The 20909-nt window shown below is 73.0% G+C and carries 11 protein-coding genes; 3 read left to right on the top strand and 8 right to left on the bottom strand.

What is annotated here, in order from left to right; all coding sequences use genetic code 11:
- Positions 1–42 precede the first annotated feature (42 nt).
- The gene (locus K7G61_RS28390) at positions 43–1476 is read left to right on the top strand and encodes a DUF1254 domain-containing protein (protein WP_225849867.1); all 1434 of its coding nucleotides are present in this window, start codon (positions 43–45) and stop codon (positions 1474–1476) included.
- A gap of 35 nt (positions 1477–1511) precedes the next feature.
- Here the strand turns inward: K7G61_RS28390 and glgB are convergent, their stop codons facing one another.
- From glgB to K7G61_RS28370, 4 genes are all read right to left on the bottom strand, one after another.
- Positions 1512–3854 (bottom strand): 1,4-alpha-glucan branching enzyme, encoded by a 2343-nt coding sequence (glgB, locus tag K7G61_RS28385; protein ID WP_225849866.1) that lies wholly within the window; start codon positions 3852–3854, stop codon positions 1512–1514.
- Between the two features lie 124 nt (positions 3855–3978).
- On the bottom strand, positions 3979–5412 hold the full coding sequence (locus K7G61_RS28380; RefSeq protein WP_225849865.1) for a maltokinase: 1434 nt from the start codon (positions 5410–5412) through the stop codon (positions 3979–3981).
- A 337-nt stretch (positions 5413–5749) separates the two neighbouring features.
- Positions 5750–7450, bottom strand: a complete 1701-nt coding sequence (gene treS, locus K7G61_RS28375) for a maltose alpha-D-glucosyltransferase (RefSeq protein WP_225849864.1) — start codon at positions 7448–7450, stop codon at positions 5750–5752.
- Positions 7447–9432 (bottom strand): alpha-1,4-glucan--maltose-1-phosphate maltosyltransferase, encoded by a 1986-nt coding sequence (locus K7G61_RS28370; RefSeq protein ID WP_225849863.1) that lies wholly within the window; start codon positions 9430–9432, stop codon positions 7447–7449. The genes treS and K7G61_RS28370 overlap by 4 nt, the downstream gene beginning before the upstream one ends.
- Positions 9433–10049: 617 nt before the next feature.
- Here K7G61_RS28370 and glgP point away from each other — a divergent pair.
- Entirely contained in the window at positions 10050–12671 is a 2622-nt protein-coding gene (glgP, locus tag K7G61_RS28365; protein ID WP_225849862.1) for an alpha-glucan family phosphorylase, read from the top strand.
- 86 nt (positions 12672–12757) lie between these two features.
- Here glgP and K7G61_RS28360 read toward each other — a convergent pair whose 3' ends face one another.
- The 4 genes from K7G61_RS28360 to glgX form a co-directional block, all read right to left on the bottom strand.
- Complete coding sequence (locus K7G61_RS28360) at positions 12758–12961, bottom strand: cold-shock protein (RefSeq protein ID WP_225849861.1); 204 nt, start codon at positions 12959–12961, stop codon at positions 12758–12760.
- A gap of 233 nt (positions 12962–13194) precedes the next feature.
- Complete coding sequence (locus K7G61_RS28355; RefSeq protein WP_225849860.1) at positions 13195–15060, bottom strand: ABC transporter ATP-binding protein; 1866 nt, start codon at positions 15058–15060, stop codon at positions 13195–13197.
- Entirely contained in the window at positions 15057–16907 is a 1851-nt protein-coding gene (locus K7G61_RS28350; protein ID WP_225849859.1) for an ABC transporter ATP-binding protein, read from the bottom strand. The genes K7G61_RS28355 and K7G61_RS28350 overlap by 4 nt, the downstream gene beginning before the upstream one ends.
- A gap of 34 nt (positions 16908–16941) precedes the next feature.
- A complete protein-coding gene (gene glgX / locus K7G61_RS28345) occupies positions 16942–19368 on the bottom strand; it encodes a glycogen debranching protein GlgX (RefSeq protein WP_374204271.1) in 2427 nt (808 codons plus the stop codon).
- Positions 19369–19679: 311 nt separating this feature from the next.
- On the opposite strand from glgX, the gene K7G61_RS28340 reads away from it, so the two are divergent.
- Complete coding sequence (locus K7G61_RS28340) at positions 19680–20873, top strand: Ig-like domain-containing protein (RefSeq protein ID WP_263984966.1); 1194 nt, start codon at positions 19680–19682, stop codon at positions 20871–20873.
- Positions 20874–20909: the final 36 nt, after the last annotated feature.

Below are 20909 nucleotides of genomic sequence, written 5' to 3'. Positions count from 1 at the left end.
CCGGAACGGACCGGAGGGGACGACCCGCACAGGAGGTACGCGATGCCGCACACGAGCGACGGCCCGGGCCCCGGCACCACGGCCGCGGCCCTTGCCTCGATCAGCGTCCCGGACCGGGTGGAGACGGTCTTCGGCGCGCTCGACTTCTTCGACGGCATGCCGCTGCCCGACGCGGTCACCCGCAGCTACGACGCCCTGGACCTGCTGCGCGGGATCGAGGTGTTCCTCAACTGCGTGCCCGGCGCCTCGATGGTCGCGATGCGGCGAGGACTGCGCGGCCTGGGCGTCGACTCCCGCACGATCGGCTACACGGCCACGCGCTGCGGCTCGGCACCGATGCTGCTGACGGCCAACACGGAGACCACGTACGGCATGACCTGCCTGGCCCTCGACGAGGACGGGCCCACCGTCGTCGAGTCACCGCCGGACTCGCTGTGCCTCGTCAACGACCTGTGGCAGCGCTACGTCATCGACATGGGCATCGCCGGGCCCGACAAGGGAGAAGGAGGCAGGTACCTCTTCCTGCCCCCGGGCTACGACGGCGACGTGCCGGACGGATACGTCGTCGCGCGGCCGGCGACCTTCTCCTGCTGGGTGCTGATGCGAGCGCTGGGCGGCGCGCAGAACCTGCTCCAGGCGCGCGTCCATCCGCTCTCGGCCGCGGCGGACCCGCCCGAGCAGCGCTTCGTCGACTTCGCCGAGGCGGACTTCAACACGATCCACGCGAACGACTTCTCGTTCTTCGAGGAGATCGACACCCTCGTCCAGGGGGAACCGCCCGAGGCGCTCGACAGCGAACTGGCCGGGCAGCTCGCCTCGGTCGGCATCGTGCACGGCACGCCGTTCCGGCCGGACGACCGCATGCGCGCGATCCTGGACACCGCCGCCAGGATCGCGGCGGGCATCGTACGGACGCTGGCCTTCAAGCCGCGCGACCCCGCCTTCTACCTCTACTCCGGCAGTTCCTGGAAGAACCCGTGGCCCTCGCGCAGCCACGAGTTCCTGTCCCCGCAAGGCGCCCGGCTGCTGGACGCCCGGGCGGTGTTCCACTACTTCGCGACGGCCTCCTCACCGGCGATGGCGGCAGCGGCCGTCGGGGCCGGATCGCAGTACGCCTACACGGCGGAGGACTCCACCGGCGCGTGGCTCGACGGCGCGAGGAGCTACACGCTCAGGCTGCCGCGCGACGTCCCGGCAGAGGACTTCTGGGCGGTCAACGTCTACGACCCGCAGACCCGCTCACTGCTGCGCACCGACGACCCCTACCCGAGCGTGAACAGCCTGTCCGGCGACGTCCGGGCGGAGGCCAACGGCGACACGATCGTCCACTTCGGCCCGACCCCGCCGGCGGGCAGGGAGGCGAACTGGATCCGCACCGTGCCCGGCAAAGGATGGTTCGTCATACTGCGGCTGTACGGCCCGCTCGAAAGCTGGTTCGACCAGACCTGGCGGCCCGGCGAGATCGAACCGGCCTGAGGCGGCCGGCCGCCTCAGGCCGCCCCGGCCCCGCGTCATTCCGCCGGCCGCAGCCACACCGTCGCCAGCGGCGGCAGCGTCAGCCGGACGCTGTGCTTACGGCCGTGCCACGGCGTCGCCTCGGGCTTCAGCGGCACGTCGACCGCCACCCCGCTGCCGCCGTACCGCGCGTCGTCGGTGTTCAGCACCCGCGTCCACACCTCGTCGGGCGTGCCCAGGCGGTAGTCGTGCCGTACCACGGGGGAGAAGTTGCTGACGCACAGCAGCGGTTCGCCGTCGGCCCCGAACCGCAGGAAGGAGAACGTGTTGTCCTCCGCCGCGCCCCCGTCGATCCACTCGAAGCCCGCGGGGTCGGTGTCCAGCTGCCACAGCGCGGGCGTCGCGGCGTACACCGCGTTCAGGTCGCGCACCAGGTCCCGTACCCCGCGGTGGTCGCCCGCCGCCGAGTAGGTCTCGTCCAGCAGCCACCAGTCCGGGCCGTGGTCGTGCGACCACTCGGCGCCCTGCGCGAACTCCTGGCCCATGAACAGCAGCTGCTTGCCCGGATGCGCCCACATGAAGGCCAGGTACGCGCGCTGGGTGGCGCGCTGCTGCCACCAGTCGCCGGGCATCTTGTTGACCAGCGACCGCTTGCCGTGCACCACCTCGTCGTGCGAGATCGGCAGCACGTAGTTCTCGCTGTACGCGTACACCATCGAGAACGTCATCTCGTCGTGGTGGTACCTGCGGTGCACCGGCTCGTGCTGCACGTACTGCAGCGAGTCGTGCATCCAGCCCATGTTCCACTTCAGGCCGAAGCCGAGGCCGCCGAAACCGGTCGGGCCCACGTGGTGGGTGGCGCGGGTGACGCCGTCCCAGGCGGTGGACTCCTCGGCGATGGTGACCGCGCCGGGGCAGCGGCGGTACACGGTCGCGTTCATCTCCTGCAGGAAGGCGACCGCGTCCAGGTTCTCCCGGCCGCCGTGGGCGTTGGGCGTCCACTGGCCGGGCTCGCGCGAGTAGTCCAGGTACAGCATCGAGGCGACCGCGTCCACCCGCAGCCCGTCGATGTGGAACTCCTCGCACCAGTAGACCGCGTTGGCCACCAGGAAGTTGCGCACCTCCGTGCGGCCGAAGTCGAAGGTCAGCGTGCCCCAGTCCGGGTGCTCGGCCATCCGCGGGTCCGGGTGCTCGTACAGCGGCTCGCCGTCGAACCGGGCCAGCGCCCACTCGTCCTTCGGGAAGTGGGCCGGCACCCAGTCCATGATCACGCCGATCCCGGCCCGGTGGAGGGCGTCGACCAGGTACCGGAAGTCGTCCGGCGACCCCAGCCGCGAGGTCGGCGCGTAGTACGAGGTGACCTGGTAGCCCCACGAGCCGCCGAAGGGGTGCTCGGCGACCGGCATCAACTCCACGTGCGTGAAGCCCAGTTCCTTGACGTACGCGGGAAGCTGCTCGGCCAGCTCCCGGTAGTCCAGGCCCGGCCGCCACGACGGCAGGTGCACCTCGTACACCGAGAAGGGCGCGCGGTGGACGGGCACGTCGCCGCGGTGCGCCATCCACTCCTCGTCGGTCCACTCGTACCGCGACTCGGTGACGATCGAGGCCGTGCTCGGCGGCACCTCGGCGGCGCGCGCCATCGGGTCCGCCTTCGTCACCCGCCCGCCGCCGCGCGTGGCGATCTCGTACTTGTACGCGGTGCCCGCGCCCACGCCGGGCACGAACAGCTCCCACACCCCGGTCGCGCCCAGCGACCGCATCGGGAACGCCGTGCCGTCCCAGTAGGTGAAGTCCGCCGCCAGCCGCACACCCCGCGCGTTCGGCGCCCACACCGTGAACCGCGTGCCCCGCACCCCGCCGTGCTCCATCACGCGGGCCCCCAGCGCCCGCCACAGCTCCTCGTGCCGCCCCTCGCCGATCAGGTGCAGGTCGAGCTCGCCGAGCGCGGGCAGGAACCGGTACGGGTCGTCGACGACGTGCTCCCCGTCCTCGTACGTCACCGCGAGCCGGTACGCGGGGATCTCCGCCAGCGGCACCAGCGCGGAGAACAGGCCGTCGCCCTCCGGCTCCAGCTCCACCCGCATCCCGTCGGCCAGGACGGCCACGCCCCGCGCGTACGGGCGCAGGGCCCGGAACCGCACGGCGCCGCCCTCCCGGTGGGCGCCGAGCAGCGAGTGCGGGTCGTGGTGCTCCCCGCCCAGCAGCCGCTCCCGCTCGCGCGGGTCGAGGCTGCTCCCGGTGGCACCGGCCGCGACGTGCGCGGGAGCGGCCTCCCTCCTGGCCGCGGCCTTCTTCGGGGCGGTACCGGACGCCTTCGGCCGCGGTGTGGTCGCGTCGTAGCCGCGCGCCGTCGCCTCGGGAGTGCGGCCGGAGGGGGTTTCGGGTGTGCGCGGGGTCACGGGCGGATTCTCCTCGGGGGTTCGTGTCGGTGGTGCGGGGCGCGCCCCGGTCCTTACGCCTTCATACCGGCTTCACGCCCGCTCGTACCGCTGCGTACCGGTGGCAGGCCGCTTCGGACCGGCTTCATACCGGCCCCGCGGCGGCCAGGCGGGCCAGGGCCGAGAGGGGGATGGGCAGCCAGGCGGGACGGTGCCGCGCCTCGTACCTGGCCTCGTACACCGCCTTGTCCGTCTCGAAGGCCCGTATCAGCACGGGCTGTTCGCGCGGGTCGTGGCCGGACACCTGCGCGTAGCCCGAGCAGTAGGCGTCGCGGTGGCGGGCCGCCCAGGGCCCGTTGCCGCTGTGGTGGGCCGCGTAGTCGAAGGAGCGGAGCATGCCCGCGACGTCCTGCACCGGCGGCGCCGCCCGGCGCCGCTCGGCCAGCGGCCGGGCCGGCTCGCCCTCGAAGTCGATCAGCACCCACTCGCGGTCCGGCCCGCGCAGGGCCTGGCCCAGGTGCAGGTCGCCGTGGACGCGCTGGGCGGTCACCGCGCCCGCCGTCCCGGCGCCGGCCCCGAGCTTGGCCAGGTCGTCGAACGCCGAGCGCAGGGCGCCCGCGTAGGGGCGCACCGCGGGGACCTCGGCGGCGGTCTCCTCCAGCCGGTGCGTCATCGCGGCGGCGAGCCGTTCCAGCGCCGCGCCGCCGAGGCGGTGCACGGGCAGGGCGGCGGCCAGCGAGGCGTGCACCTCGGCGGTGGCCCGGCCCAGGGCGGCCGCCTCCTGCCGGAAGTCGCCGTCCTCGGCGACCGAGGCGAGGGCCAGCGTCCAGCCGTCGGTGGAACCGGGCAGGTACCGCTGCAGCACGCCCAGCGTCATCGGCTCGCCCTCCCCGGCCGAGTCGGACGAGTCGGCCGCGTCGGCCGCGTCCGCCTCGAACCACGCCACCGGCTCCGCCACCCGCTTGCAGCCGGCCCTGGCCAGCGCCAGCGACAGTTCCAGGTCGGGGTTGGTGCCGGGGGAGACCCGGCGGAAGAGCTTCAGGATGTACGTGTCGCCGTACACCACCGACGTGTTGGACTGCTCGGCGGTGGACACGCGCGGGGTCAGGCCCGGCGGGAACTGGGCGCGCGGCTCGGTGGTGAAGCGCAGCCGGCCGATCCGGCCCGGCATCCGCAGCCGTTCCAGCAGCAGGGCGGCCAGCCGCGGGTCGTGCGGGGCGTCGTAGAGGGTCAGGCCGTCGTACGGGCCGCCGACCGCGGGGCCGAGGGCGGCGCGCACCAGGGCGGACGGCAGCAGCGGGTGGGCGCCGAGGAGCAGTTGGTAGCAGTCGGGGGACCGGCCCGGCTGCTCGACGTCGACCAGGACGTGCAGCAGGCCCAGCGGTCCGAGCCGCCCGCCGGGCGGCACCAGCTCGGTGGCCGCGGTCAGGTGGAACCCGCCGATCGGCAGGCCCTTCCCGGCGAACCAGCGCTGCCGCGGCAGCCAGGCGCGCAGCAGCGGGTCGAGCGAGCGCAGCAGCCCGGGCACCACGGCACGGCCGGTGGTGGAGGAAACACGGGTCCAGGAGCTGTCCGACATGACGTCCTTTCCCCGGGGAGTCGCGCCACCTGCCCGAACGTGCGAACGGCAGGGGCGCCAGCCTCCCGGATGGCGGGTTCGGGCTGTCCGGCGACACGGGGAGCCTGCCCCGGGCGGGTGACAGGAAACCGCCGTACGGACTCGCCGGCGTAACGTTCCGGTGCCGGGCGCGTGTCGGCCGGCCGGCCGGGTCCCCCGTGTGGTGGCGGAGGCGTGGCCGTCGGGTGCTGCCGGGGTACTTCTGGATACTGCCAAAGGTGCGTCGGGCCCGCTACTCGGCGAACTACTCGGCGAAGGGGCGCCACGGGGGGCCGGCGTCGCGTCGGCCCCCCGGTCGTCAGGACGGGTCCTTGCGCAGCCGGAACCAGTAGAAGCCGTGGCCGGCGAGGGTGAGCAGGTACGGGAGCTGGCCGATCGCGGGGAAGCGCACCCCGCCGATCAGCTCCACCGGGTGCCGGCCCGCGTACTGCTGCAGGTCCAGCTCCGTGGGCTGGGCGAACCGGGAGAAGTTGTTCACGCACAGCACGAGGTCGTCGCCGTCCTCACGCAGGAACGCGAGCACCGCCGGGTTGCTGGACGGCAGCTCGGTGAACGAGCCCAGGCCGAACGCCCGGTTCTGCTTGCGGATCTCGATCATCCGCCGGGTCCAGTGCAGCAGCGAGCTGGGCGAGCTCATCTGCGCCTCGACGTTGGTGACCTGGTAGCCGTACACCGGGTCCATGATCGTCGGCAGGAACAGGCGGCCGGGATCGCTGGAGGAGAAGCCCGCGTTGCGGTCCGGGGTCCACTGCATGGGGGTGCGCACCGCGTCGCGGTCGCCGAGCCAGATGTTGTCTCCCATGCCGATCTCGTCGCCGTAGTAGAGGATCGGCGAGCCGGGCAGGGACAGCAGCAGCGCGGTGAACAGCTCGATCTGGTTGCGGTCGTTGTCCAGCAGCGGGGCCAGCCGGCGGCGGATGCCGATGTTGGCGCGCATCCGCGGGTCCTTGGCGTACTCGCTGTACATGTAGTCGCGTTCCTCGTCGGTGACCATTTCGAGGGTCAGCTCGTCATGGTTCCGCAGGAAGATCCCCCACTGGCAGTTCGCCGGGATCGCCGGGGTCTTGGCCAGGATCTCGGAGACCGGGTAGCGCGACTCGCGGCGGACCGCCATGAAGATGCGCGGCATCACCGGGAAATGGAAGGCCATGTGGCATTCGTCGCCGCCCTTGCGGAAGTCCCCGAAGTAGTCGACGACGTCCTCGGGCCACTGGTTCGCCTCGGCCAGCAGCACCGTGTCCGGGTAGTGCGCGTCGATCTCCGCGCGCACCCGCTTCAGGAAGCCGTGGGTGCGCGGCAGGTTCTCGCAGTTGGTGCCCTCCTGCTGGTAGAGGTAGGGCACCGCGTCCAGCCGGAAGCCGTCGATGCCCAGGTCCAGCCAGAACCTCAGGGCGGCCAGGATCTCCTCCTGCACCTGCGGGTTCTCGTAGTTCAGGTCCGGCTGGTGGGAGAAGAAGCGGTGCCAGTAGTACTGCTTGCGGACCGGGTCGAACGTCCAGTTCGACGTCTCGGTGTCGACGAAGATGATGCGGGCGTCGCCGAACTGCTTGTCGTCGTCGGCCCAGGTGTAGTAGTCGCCGTAGGGGCCGTCGGGATCGCTGCGGGACGCCTGGAACCACGGGTGCTGGTCGCTGGTGTGGTTCATGACGAAATCGATGATCACGCGCATGCCGCGCTGGTGGGCGGCGTCCACGAATTCCACGAAGTCGGCCAGGTCGCCGAATTCCGGCAGGACCGCGGTGTAGTCCGCCACGTCGTAGCCGCCGTCCCGCAGGGGGGAGGCGAAGAACGGCGGCAGCCACAGGCAGTCGATGCCCAGCCATTGCAGGTAGTCGAGTTTGGCGGTGATGCCCTTCAGGTCGCCCACACCGTCGCCGTTGCTGTCCTGGAAGGAGCGGACGAGGACTTCGTAGAACACCGCCCGTTTGAACCAGTCGGGATCACGGTCCTTGGCGGGGGTGTCCTCGAAGGTGTCAGGGACGGGTTCGTTGACGATCAACTGAGTGACCCTCCGATCGGTGGAGACGGTCGCAGGGAGAAGACGTGCGCGGGTGCGCGGCCCGGCTCCAGGCGCACATAGTTGTCCCTGCCCCAGTGGTAGGTCTCACCGGTGAGCTCGTCGCGCACCGGGAACGACTCGTGCCAGGAGAGGCCGAGTTCTGGCATGTTCAACGACACGGTCGCCTCCTGGGTGTGGAACGGGTCCAGGTTGACGACCACCAGTACGACATCTCCGCCGCGCCGCTTGGAGTAGGCCATCAGCGCGTCGTTGTCCACGTGGTGGAAGGTGATGTCCCGGAGCTGCTGCAGCGCCGGATGGCGGCGGCGCAGCCGGTTGAGGGTGCTGATCAGCGGGGCCAGGGAGCGGCCCGCCGCCTCGGCGGCCGCCCAGTCGCGCGGCCGCAGTTCGTACTTCTCGGAGTCGAGGTACTCCTCGCTGCCGGGGTGTGCGGGGGTCGCCTCGCACAGTTCGAATCCCGCGTAGACCCCCCAGGAGGGGGAGAGCGTCGCGGCGAGCACGGCTCTCGTCTCGAAGGCCGGCCGCCCGCCGCTTTGCAGGTAGGCGTGCAGGATGTCAGGGGTGTTGACGAAGAAGTTGGGGCGCATCCAGGCCGCCGGCTCGCCGCTGAGCTCCCGCACGTAGTCGGTGAGCTCGTCCTTGCCGTTGCGCCAGGTGAAGTACGTGTACGACTGCTGGAACCCGATCTGCCCGAGGGTGTTCATCATCGCCGGACGGGTGAACGCCTCGGCCAGGAAGATCACGTCCGGGTCGGTGCGGTTGATGTCGGCGATGACCTTCTCCCAGAACACCACGGGCTTGGTGTGCGGGTTGTCGACGCGGAAGATCCGCACCCCGTGGTTCATCCAGTGCCGCAGCACCCGCAGGGTCTCCCGGACGATGCCGGCCAAGTCCTCGTCGAACGCGATCGGGTAGATGTCCTGGTACTTCTTCGGCGGGTTCTCCGCGTAGGCGATGCTGCCGTCGGCCCGGTGCGCGAACCACTCCGGGTGCTTGGCGACCCACGGGTGGTCCGGTGAGCACTGCAGCGCGAAGTCCAGGGCGACCTCCAGCCGCAGCTCGCGGGCCCGCGCCACGAAGTGGTCGAAGTCCGCGAGGGTGCCCAGGTCCGGGTGGACCGCGTCGTGCCCGCCCTCCGGCGAGCCGATCGCCCACGGCGAGCCCACGTCGTACGGGCCGGCCGACAGGCTGTTGTTGGGGCCCTTGCGGAACGCGGTGCCGATGGGGTGGATCGGCGGCAGGTACACCACGTCGAAGCCCATCGCGGCGATCGCCGGCAGCCGCTCGGCGGCGGTGCGGAAGGTGCCCGAACGCGGCGGCTCGCCCTCCGTGACCACCGCGCCCTCCGACCGCGGGAAGAACTCGTACCACGAACCGAACAGCGCCCGCTCCCGCTCGACGTTCAACTGCATCGGGCGGGAGGCGGAGACCAGCTCCCGCAGCGGGTGCCGGTCCAGCACCGCGACCACCTCGGGCACCAGGGCCGCCGCGTGCCGCGCCGACGGCGGGCGGGTCGCGTCGCGCAGCGCGTCGACCGCGGCCAGGACCGCGGCGCGGCCGTCGTTCTTCGGCACCCCGGCGGCCGCCCGCTCGTACAGCAGCGCGCCCTCGGTGAGCACCAGTTCGGTGTCGATACCGGCCGGGATCTTGATGCCGGCGGCGTGCCGCCACGTGGCGACCGGATCCGACCAGGCCTCGACGGTGTACGTCCAGCGCCCCTCGGCGGTGGGCGTGACGAGGGCGCCCCAGCGGTCGGTGCCGGGGGCCAGTTCGCGCATGGGCGTCCACGGGCCGGACCGTCCGGCGGCGTCGCGCAGCACGACGTTGGCGCCGACGGCGTCATGCCCTTCACGGAACACTGTCGCCGTCACCTGGAACGTCTCGCCGACCACCGCTTTCGCCGGCCGGCGGCCGCAGTCCACGCTTGGGCGGACATCGAGCACGGGAATACGACCGATCATTTCCTCACCTGGCAGTTCGGGTTCCCGGAAGAGCGGGAGACGGGATGTCGGCCCCCGCTCTTTTTACCTGTTCTTGGCCATCGGAGCCTGCCCGCGTGGCCACTCGGGTCCGCGTTCACCCGGGTGGCGGGCGCCGGAGGCTTGACGGCGGAGGGCGGGAGGGTCTGTGGCCATCGCGGCGGCCGCGCGCGGTGTCGGACACTCTTCAGAGTGCTCCCCGGTCTACGCGCGAAACCACCCGCATGACGGTCTTTCGGGAGCACGTCACGGAAGCCCGAATCCGCGCCCCCCGCGGGAGTGCGGCTCATGTCCTGAATGCCCCCCGGTTTCGCGCCGAACGCGCCCCCACATGCGCCCCCGCGTGCGCCCCCACGGGCCGCGGAGCCCCACAAGAGCCCCCTGCGCCTCGTCTCGTTCAAGCCACCAGGATCGCACCCGATCGGGCGCCGCGCACGGCCGATCACCGGTTCCCTCAGATGTGCGCGCCCTGTCCCGCAAGCGACCGGCGCCCGCTCGCCGCCCCGTTTCGCCTCAATGAGCCGCCGTTCGAGCGTTTGAACCAGCAGATCGCGGAGAGAGCCCGCAGACGTCCTGCTCGCGGGGCTACGGTCGAAGGTGTGAAGGCAATTCGTCGATTCACCGTGCGCACCGTCCTGCCGGAACCTCTGCGCCCGCTGGGGGAACTGGCCCAGAACCTACGCTGGTCATGGCACCAGGAGACCGGAGAACTGTTCGGAAGTGTCGACCCCGAGGGCTGGCGGGCGGCCCAGGGCGACCCGGTACGGCTGCTCGGCGGCGTGTCCAAGGAGCGGCTGGCGGCCCTGGCCGCCGACCGCCGCTTCCTGCGGCGGCTCGACGCCGCCTCCGAGGACCTCGCCGACTACCTGGCCAACCCACGGTGGTACCAGGAACAGAGCGACCTGCCGGCAGCCATCGCCTACTTCTCACCCGAGTTCGGCATCACCTCGGCCCTGCCGCAGTACAGCGGCGGCCTGGGCATCCTCGCCGGCGACCACCTCAAGGCCGCGAGCGACCTCGGGGTCCCGCTCATCGGCGTCGGCCTGCTCTACCGGCACGGCTACTTCCGCCAGAGCCTGTCCCGGGAGGGCTGGCAGCAGGAGCACTACCCGGTGCTCGACCCCAACTCCCTGCCCCTGACCCTGCTCCGCGAGGCCGACGGCACCCCCGCCGGGATCGGCCTCACCCTCACCGGCGGCCGTTCCCTGCGCGCCCGTATCTGGAAGGCCCAGGTCGGGCGGGTGCCGCTGCTTCTGCTCGACTCCGACGTCGAGGGCAACCAGGCCGCCGAGCGCGACGTCACCGACCGGCTCTACGGCGGCGGCAGCGAGCACCGGCTGCTGCAGGAGATGCTGCTGGGCATCGGCGGCGTCCGGGCCGTCCGCGCCTACTGCCGCATCACCGGCCACCCCGACCCCGAGGTGTTCCACACCAACGAGGGCCACGCCGGCTTCCTCGGCCTGGAGCGGATAAGGGAACTGGCCCAGGAAGGGCTCGATTTCGACGCCGCCCTGGAGGCGGTCCGGGCCGGCACCGTGTTCACCACCCACACCCCCGTACCGGCCGGAATCGACCGGTTCGACCGCGAGCTGGTCGCCCGCCACCTGGGCGACGGCGGGGAGCTGCCCGGCGTGGACGTCGGCAGCATCCTCGAACTGGGCCTGGAGACCCACAGCGGCGGCGACCCCAACCTGTTCAACATGGCCGTCATGGGCCTGCGGCTAGCCCAGCGGGCCAACGGCGTGTCCACCCTGCACGGGGCGGTCAGCCGGGGGATGTTCGCCGGGCTGTGGCCCGGCTTCGACCCCGAGGACGTGCCCATCACGTCCATCACCAACGGCGTGCACGCCCCCACCTGGGTGGCGCCCGAGGTGCAGCGGCTGGCCGCGCGCCAGGCCGGCCAGCAGGCCGCCGAGGACGCCATGACCGTCGGCGGCACCGAGTCGTGGCGGGTCATCGCGGACATTCCGGACGCCAGGCTGTGGGAGCTGCGCCGCGAGCTGCGCGAACAGCTCGTGGAGGACGTCAGGCGCCGGTTGCGTGCCTCCTGGCGGCAGCGCGGCGCGGGCGAGGCCGAGCTCGGCTGGACCGACTCCGTCCTCGACCCCGACGTGCTGACCATCGGCTTCGCCCGCCGGGTCCCCTCGTACAAGCGGCTCACCCTGATGCTGCGCGACCAGGACCGGCTGAGGGAGCTGCTGCTGCACCCCGAGCGGCCGATCCAGATCGTGGTCGCGGGCAAGGCCCACCCGGCCGACGACAGCGGCAAGCGGCTGGTGCAGGAACTGGTGAAGTTCACCGACGACCCGCGGGTGCGGCACCGCATCGTCTTCCTGCCGGACTACGACATGCGGATGGCGCGGCTGCTCTACCCCGGCTGCGACGTCTGGCTGAACAACCCGCTGCGCCCGCTGGAGGCGTGCGGCACCTCCGGGATGAAGGCCGCCCTGAACGGCTGCCTGAACCTGTCGGTGCTCGACGGCTGGTGGGACGAGTGGTTCGACGGTGACAACGGCTGGGCGATCCCCACCGCCGACGGCATCACCGACGAGGACCGGCGCGACGAACTGGAGGCCGCCGCGCTCTACGGCCTGCTGGAGAACCAGGTCGCCCCGCGCTTCTACGACCAGGGCAGGAACGGGCTGCCCGAGCGCTGGATCGAGATGGTCCGGCACACCCTGGCCGGCCTCGGCCCCAAGGTGCTGGCCGGCCGGATGGTCCGCGACTACGTGACCAGGCTGTACGCCCCCGCCGCCCGATCCCACCGCGCCATACAGGGTCCGCACGCGGCCGACCTGGCCGCCTGGAAGCGCCGGGTCCGCCGGCACTGGGCGGGGGTCTGCGTGGACCACGTGGAGACCAGCGCGACCGAGGGGCCGGCCGAGGGGGCGCCGGAGCTGGGCTCCACGCTCACCCTGCGCGCCCAGGTCACCCTGGGCGGCCTCGATCCCGCCGACGTGGAGGTGCAGTTGCTGTCCGGCCGGGTCGACGCGGGCGACCGGATCACCGCTCCCGCGATCGTCGCGCTCAAGCCGACCGCCCGCCCGGACGTCTCGGGCCGCCACACGTACGAGGGCACGCTCACCCTGGACCGCACCGGCTCCTTCGGCTACACCGTGCGCGTCCTGCCCTCGCACCCGCTGCTGGCCACCCCGGCGGAGCTGGGACTGGTCGCCGTACCGGCCGAGGCCGAGGGGATGACGGCGGGCGTCCTGCGCTGACCCTCGCGTCCCGGGAACACGCACCGGCCCCGGTGGCACACGCGATCCGTGTGCCACCGGGGCCGTGGGACGTGTCGCGTCCCGGGTCAGACCGCGCGGATGTTCTCCGCCTGGGGGCCCTTCTGGCCCTGGGTGACGTCGAACTCGACCTTCTGGCCTTCCAGCAGCTCGCGGTAGCCCTTGGCCAGGATGTTCGAGTAGTGGGCGAAGACGTCGGAGCCGCCGCCGTCCTGCTCGATGAAGCCGAAGCCCTTCTCCGAGTTGAACCACTTCACGGTGCCGGTTGCCATGTTCTCTCCTACAGGGTGGGGCAGTGTTCGCACCCGCACTGTACGGACGCGGATCCCGCGGACCGATCACCCCACACCGGAGAAACCCGGCAAAACACCCGAACTCGGGCCGCCCGCTGGGGTTTCGGCCCGGGCCGCGACCGCCGGACGGGTGACCGGCCACGCCGTTCGGGTGACGCCGCGAACCGGCCGACCGGCCCGCCCGCTCGCGTCGCCCGCCCGGCGTCACCCGCTCACACCAGGCTGTCCCGCCACGCCTGGTGCAGGTCCGCGAAGTGGCCCTCGGACGCGATGAGCCGGTCCGGCGGGCCGTCCTCCACGATCCGGCCGGCACGCATGACCAGGACGCGGTCGGCGATCTCGACCGTGGACAGGCGGTGCGCGATGATCACCGCGGTGCGGCCGCGCAGCACGGTGTGCATGGCGTGCTGGACCGCGCGTTCTCCGGGCACGTCCAGGGACGAGGTGGCCTCGTCCAGGATCAGGACGCCCGGGTCGGCGAGCATGGCGCGGGCGAAGGCGACGAGCTGGCGCTGCCCGGCCGAGATGCGGCCGCCGCGCTTGCGGACGTCGGTGTCGTAGCCGTCGGGCAGGGCGGTGATGAAGTCGTGCGCGCCGATGGCCTTGGCCGCCGCCTCGACCTCCTCGCGCGTGGCGTCGGGCCGCCCGATGGTGATGTTGTCGGCGACGGTCCCCGAGAAGAGGAACGCCTCCTGCGTGACCATGACCACGCCGCGCCGCAGGTCGGCGGGGGCGAGGTCACGCAGCGGGACGCCGTCGAGCAGCACCCGCCCGCTGGTGGGGTCGTAGAAGCGCGCGAGCAGTTTGGCCAGCGTGGACTTGCCCGCGCCGGTGGCGCCGACCACCGCCACGGTCTGCCCGGCCGGCAGCCGCAGGTCGAAGGCGGGCAGCACCTCCCCGCCGGTGCGGTAGGCGAACCGCACGTCCTCGAAGACGACCTCGCGGCCCGGCTGCCCGGCCGCCCGCTCCGGCAGCGGCAGCGGCTGCCGGGGCTCCGGCACCCCCGGCCGCTGCGCCAGCAGCCCGGCGATCTTCTCCAGGGACGCGGCCGCCGACTGGTAGGAGTTGAGGAACATCCCGAGCCGGTCGATCGGGTCGTACAGCCGCCGCAGGTACAGCACGAAGGCGGCGAGCACGCCCAGCGCCATGCCGCCCTGGGCCACCCGGTACGCGCCCCACAGCACGATCGCCGCGATGGTGACGTTGGCGATCAGCCGCGAGCCCACCACGTACCTGGCCATCTCCAGGATCGCGTCGCCGTTGGCCCGCTCGTGGCGGCGGTTGAGCTCCTCGAAGGCCGCGTCGCCGGGCTCCTCGCGGCGGAACGCCTTGACCGGCCGGATGCCGTTCATCGTCTCGGTGAACTTCACGATGACCGCCGCGGTCGCCGTCGAGCGCCTGCGGTACGCGACCATCGACCGGCGCCGGTAGCTCCGGATCCCCACGTACAGCGGCCCGAACGACACCATGGTGGCCAGGCCCAGCTTCCAGTCCAGCACCAGCAGCAGCACCGAGATGTAGACCGCGGACAGCACGACCTCGATGAGCTCCTCCAGGCCCTCCGCGAGCAGCTCGCGGATCGACTCGACGTCGGAGGTGGCCCGCGAGATCAGCCGCCCGGAGGTGTAGCGCTCGTGGAAGTCCAGGCTGAGCGACTGGGCGTGGCGGAAGATCCGCCCGCGCAGGTCGACCAGCACGTCCTGGCTGGTACGGGCGGCGGTGCGGATGAAGGCGCGCTGCAGGATCCCGGCCGCCAGGCCGCAGCCGAGGTAGCCGCAGGCGACGGCGACCAGCGGGCCGTGCCGCCCGTGGCGCACCGCCGGGATGGCGTGGTCGATGGCGTACGCGACCAGCAGCGGGCCGACCTGCACGGCCGCCTGCTGGACCAGCAGCAGCGCCGTGGCCAGCCACAGCCTGGCGCGGTGCGGGCTCAGCAGCGAACGCAGCAAGGTGAGCTGGGCGTTCTTCGGAGCCGGCAGGACGTCCTGGTCGAAGGGGTCCGGCGCGGCCCCGGGGGCGCCCGGCGTGCCGTCCTCCTCCGGGGGCCGCTCGGCCGTCTGCTCGGCGACGGAGGTCATCGGGTCCTGCTCCCTTCCAGCGGGGTCCGCCCGCCCTGCGGACCGGGCGGTCCGAGCGGATCCCCCGGGCCGGACGCGCCCGACATCATCCAGCGGTACTCGGCGCTGTCCCGCAGCAGTTCGGTGTGCGTGCCCACCGCCGTGATCCGGCCGTCCGACAGCAGCGCCACCCGGTCGGCGAGCAGCACGGTGGAGGGGCGGTGGGCGACCACCAGCGCCGTGGTCTCCCGCAGCACCTCGCGCAGCGCGGCCTCGACCAGCGCCTCGGTGTGCACGTCGAGCGCGGACAGCGGGTCGTCCAGGACGAGGAAGCGGGGCCGCCCGACCACGGCGCGGGCCAGCGCGAGCCGCTGCCGCTGCCCGCCGGACAGGCTCAGCCCCTGCTCGCCGACCTGGGTGTCCAGGCCCTGCGGCAGGTTCGTCACGAAGTCGCACTGCGCGATGTCCAGGGCGCGCAGGATGTCGGCCTCGGTGACGCCCGCAGGACCCGCGCCCATGGCGACGTTCTCGCGCACCGAGGCGGAGAAGAGTGTCGGCTCCTCGAAGGCCACCGACAGCAGTTCGCGCACCCGGCGCACCGGCAGGCCCGCGACGTCCGCTCCGTCCAGGGTGATCCGGCCGCCGGTCGCCTCGTGCAGCCGGGGCAGCAGCGCCGTCAGGGTGGTCTTGCCGCTGCCGGTCGCGCCGACCAGCGCCATCGTCTCGCCCGGCCGGATGTGCAGGTCGACCCCGCGCAGCAGGTCCGGGGTGCCGGCCGGGGCGTCGGGGTAGCGGAAGCGGACGCCGCTCATCCGCAGCCCGTCCTGGCCCCGGTCCTCCTCGGGCTCCGTGCCCGAGACGTCGGCCTCCGGGTGGTCCATCACCTCGAAGTAGCGGTCGGCGGCGGTGGAGGCCTCGTTGCTCATCGCCAGCAGGAAGCCGATGGACTCCACCGGCCAGCGCAGCGTGAGGGCGGTGGACAGGAACGCCACCAGCGTGCCCGCCGACAGCCGGCCGTCGGAGACCCGGAGCACGCCGACGACCAGGGCCGCGCCGATCGCCAGCTCCGGCAGCGTCATGATGACCGCCCAGATGTCCGACAGCAGCCGGGCCTTGCGCATCTCGGTGTCCCACAGCCGCCCGGTCTGCAGCCGGAACGCCCGCGCCTGGCTGCGGTGCCGCCCGAACGCCTTGATGATGCGGATGCCCAGCACCGACTCCTCGACCACGGTCGCCAGGTCGCCGGCCTGGTCCTGGGCCGTACGGGCGGCCAGCGCGTACCGCGTCTCGAAGTACGAGCACAGGACCACCAGCGGGATCACCGGCACGAGCAGCACCAGGCCCAGCAGCCACGCCTGGGCGAACAGGATCGCGAAGCCGATGAGGATGGTGGCGCCGTTGACCACCAGGAAGACCAGCGGGAAGGCCAGGAACATGCGCAGGATCTGCAGGTCCATGGTGGCCCGCGACAGGAGCTGCCCCGACGCCCAGCGGTCGTGGAAGGCGACCGGCAGCCGCTGGAGGTGCCGGTACAGGTCGGCCCGCATCGCCGCCTCGACCCCCGCCAGGGGCCTGGCCACCAGCCAACGGCGCACCCCGAACAGTCCCGCCTCCAGCAGCCCCAGCCCCAGCATCAGCAGGCCGCCGCGCCACACCCCGGCCGTGTCGTGGTCCTGGATCGGGCCGTCGACCATCCACTTGAGCACCAGGGGGATGAGCAGGGCCATGCAGGACGCCACGACCGCGACCACGGCCGACAGCCCGAGCCGCAGCCGCACGGGTCTGACGTACGGCCACAGGCGCAGCAGCGACCGGATGACCGACCGGGAGCGGACGGCGGGCGCGGAGTCAGGGGTCGTGGCAGGCATCACCCCTGACAGTAAGGCCGGGCACCGACAGCGCTCACCTCGTTTTCCCGCCGGAACCCGGTCCGCCCCGGCCGCCCCGGCCGCTTCGGCCGTCCTGGCCGCCCCGACCGGTCCTGCGACCGTCCGGTCCGTCCGGTCCGCCCGGTCCGCCGCCGTCCGGGCCCGGCGCACCCACCCGGTACAGCCGCGCCGACCGCGCCCCCACCCGGACCTCGGTGCCCGCCGCGACGGCCGTCCCCGGGGGCGCCGCCTGCTCCTCCAGGGCCGTGTCCAGCAGCAGTTCGTACGAGCCGGCCCACGGCGGGCCCGGCAGCGTGAAGGACACCGGCCGGTGGTGGGCGTGCGCGATCAGCAGGAAACTGTCGTCGAGGACCGGCTCGCCGCGGGCGTCGCGCTGCGGGATGTCCCGCCCGGACAGGAACATCCCCAGCGTGGCGGACGGCGCGAACCAGTCTTCGCCGGTCATCTCCCGCCCCGAGGGCGCGAACCACGCCACGTCCCGCAGCCCCTCCGCGCCGGCCGCCAGGCCCGAGAAGAACCCGCCGCGCCGCAGCACCGGGTGCGCCCGGCGCAGGGCGATCAGGCGGGCCGCCAGGTCGCGCAGGCCCGCCCACGAGGGGTCGTCGAGCAGCGACCAGTCGACCCAGCCGACCGGGTTGTCCTGGCAGTAGGCGTTGTTGTTGCCGCCCTGGGTGCGGCCCATCTCGTCGCCCGCCACCAGCATCGGCACCCCGGTGGCCAGCAGCAGCGTGGCCAGCATGTTGCGGATCTGCCGGCGCCTGAGCGCCGTCACCGCCGGGTCGTCGCTCTCCCCTTCGGCGCCGCAGTTCCAGGAGCGGTTGTCGTCGCTGCCGTCCCGCCCCTCCTCGCCGTTGGCCTCGTTGTGCTTGCCGTTGTACGAGACCAGGTCGCGCAGGGTGAAGCCGTCGTGGGCGGTCACGTAGTTGACGGAGGCGTACGGGCGCCGGCCGCCCCAGTCGTACAGGTCGCTGGACCCCGACAGCCGGTAGCCCAGGTCGCGCACGTCGTCGGTGGCGCCGCGCCAGAAGTCCCGCACGGTGTCGCGGAAGCGGTCGTTCCACTCGGTCCACAGCGGCGGGAACGCGCCCGCCCGGTAGCCCCCAGGACCCACGTCCCAGGGCTCGGCTATCAGCTTCACCCGGCGCAGGACCGGGTCCTGGCCGATCACCGTGAGGAAGGGGGACAGCATGTCCACGTCGTTGGTCGAGCGGGCGAGCGCGGCGGCGAGGTCGAAGCGGAAGCCGTCCACGCCCATCTCGGTCACCCAGTAGCGCAGGGAGTCCGTTATCAGGCGCAGCACGTGCGGCTGGACCACGTTCAGGGTGTTGCCGCAGCCGGTGTAGTCGGTGTAGCGGCGGGGGTCGGCGGCCAGCCGGTAGTAGCCGCGGTTGTCGATGCCGCGCAGGCTGAGGGTGGGGCCGCCCTCGCCGCCCTCCGCGGTGTGGTTGTAGACGACGTCGAGGATCACCTCGATCCCGGCCGCGTGCAGCGCCTTGACCATCCGCTTGAACTCGCCCACCTGCTGGCCGCGGGTCCCGGAGGCGCTGTAGGCGGCGTGCGGCGCGAACCAGCCGATCGAGTTGTAGCCCCAGTAGTTGCGCAGCCCCTGCCGCTCCAGGTGCTCCTCGTGCGCGAACTGGTGCACCGGCATCAGCTCGACCGCGGTCACCCCGAGCCGGGTCAGGTGTTCGACCGCGGCCGGGTGGGCCAGGCCCGCGTACGTACCGCGCAGTTCGGGCGGTACGCCGGGGTGGCGCATGGTGAAGCCGCGCACGTGCAGCTCATACAGCACCGTGTCCGACCAGGGCGTCTTGGGCCGGCGGTCGTCCTGCCAGTCGTCGTCGTCATCGACCACCACGCCCTTGGGGACGTACGGCGCCGAGTCCCGGTCGTCGCGCACGGTGTCGGCCACGCCGGCCTCCGGCCAGTGCCGCACGTGCCCGTACACCTCGGGCGCCAGCCGGAACTCGCCGTCCACCGCCCGCGCGTAGGGGTCGAGCAGCAGCTTCGCCGGGTTCCAGCGGGCGCCGGTCCACGGGTCCCAGCGACCGCCGACCCGGTAGCCGTACCGCGTGCCGGGCCGCACCCCCGGCACGAAGCCGTGCCACACCTCGTGCGTCAGCTCGGTCAGCGCCGCCCGCGTCTCGCCGCCGTCCTCGTCGAACAGGCACACCTCCACCCACTCCGCGCCGGCCGCCCACAGCGCGAAGTTGGTGCCCGCGGCGCCGTCGGGGCCGGTACGGAAACGGGCGCCGAGCGGATGCGGCGCCCCCGGCCGGACGGTGGCCTCCCGGGTGCGCGCGGAAACCGCTCGGCCGGGGCCGCCCCCGCCCGCGGTACGGGGGCGGGGCGGGCCCGGCACCGCGACCGGCCCCCCGGCGGGGGCGGCCTCCGCGGGGCCGGGAGGGGGCACGGCGACCCCGGGCTCGGGTGGCTGCATCCTGCTCATGCCGCCCTCGCACCGTCCGGCCCCGACGGGCCTCGCGGGGCTCGCCCGGCCGCGCCGGACTCCGTCTCGGACACGTGTCTGCCTCCCGCGGCTCGCCGGCGCAAGGACCCGGCCCGGGCTGCCGCGCGGGCGTCCCGTGCCCGCCGGCGGGCCGTGTCCTTCCCGGCATTCTTCCCACCAGGGGGTGGTGCGTCACCCTCCGGAAGCGGCGATGGTCAGGCGGCGCGTTTCCCCGGCGGGTGCGGCGTCGTTGTGGGTGCGTGAGGACAGCGGCGAGACGCACGGGCGCGGTGTGGGGCGCGATGCTGGGGACGGTGCTGGGCGCGGTGGTCGCGGTCGGCTGCGGCCCCGGGTTCGGCTCGGACGGCAAGCGGGTCCCGCCCCCGGTCCCCGCCGCCACCGCCGGGGCGCAGCGCCCGCAGGACTCGCGGGCGGTCATCGCGGTCAGCCCGGAGGACGGCGCGAAGGACGTGCCGCCGGCCGGCCCGCTCGCGGTCACCGTCACCGGCGGCACCCTCACCGAGGTCTCCGTGCAGAGCGGCGACGGCGCCGCGGTGCCCGGCACGGTCTCCCCGGACGCCCGCACCTGGCGCCCGGACGCGGCACTGCTGCCGGCCACCCCGTACACGGTGGACGCCTACGCCGTCGACGCCGACGGCCACGCGACCGCCAGGCACACCACCTTCACCACACTCGTGCCCAGGGACGACCTCATCGGCTTCCCGACGCCCGCGAACGGGGCGACCGTGGGCACGGGGATGATCATCACCGTGCGGTTCAACCGGCCCGTCATCGAGCGCGCCGCCGTCGAGCGCGGGGTCACCGTGACGTCCGACCCGCCGGTGCGGGTGGTGGGCCACTGGTTCGGCGACCGGCGCCTGGACCTGCGGCCGGCCGCCTACTGGCGCCCCGGCACCCACGTCACCCTCGCCCTGCGGCTGCGTGACGTGCGCGCCGCGCCCGGCGTGTACGGCACGCAAGTACGCACGGTGGCCTTCACCATCGGCCGCGACCAGCGCTCCACGGTCGACGCGGCCACCCACATCATGACCGTGCGGCGCGACGGCACGGTCATCCGCACCCTCCCGGTCTCGGCGGGCAGCCCCGAGCACACCACGTACAACGGCGTCATGGTCATCGCCGAGAAGTTCGCGCTGACCCGGATGGACAGCCGCACGGTCGGCTTCGGCGGCGAGTACGACATCCCCGACGTGCCGCACGCGATGCGGCTGACCCGCTCCGGCACCTTCGTCCACGGCAACTACTGGTCGCCGCCCGACGTCTTCGGCGCCACCAACGTCAGCCACGGCTGCATCGGCCTGCGCGACACCAAGGGCGGGAGCGCGGACACGCCGGCCGGCTGGTTCTTCACCCACTCCCTGGTGGGGGACCCGATCCGGGTCGTCAACTCCCACGACGCGACCGTCTCCCCTGACAACGGGATGGGTGGCTGGAACCTCACCTGGCAGGAGTGGGTGGCGGGCTCGGCCCTGTGACCCTCGGGCGGTCGCCGGGCGTCGCCCGGCGTACTC

The sequence above is a fragment of the Streptomyces sp. HPF1205 genome (assembly GCF_020400825.1).
GTDB lineage: Bacteria > Actinomycetota > Actinomycetes > Streptomycetales > Streptomycetaceae > Actinacidiphila.
The sequence above is the reverse complement of the archived record's forward strand: the minus strand, read 5'-3'. Positions and strand labels throughout refer to the sequence as shown.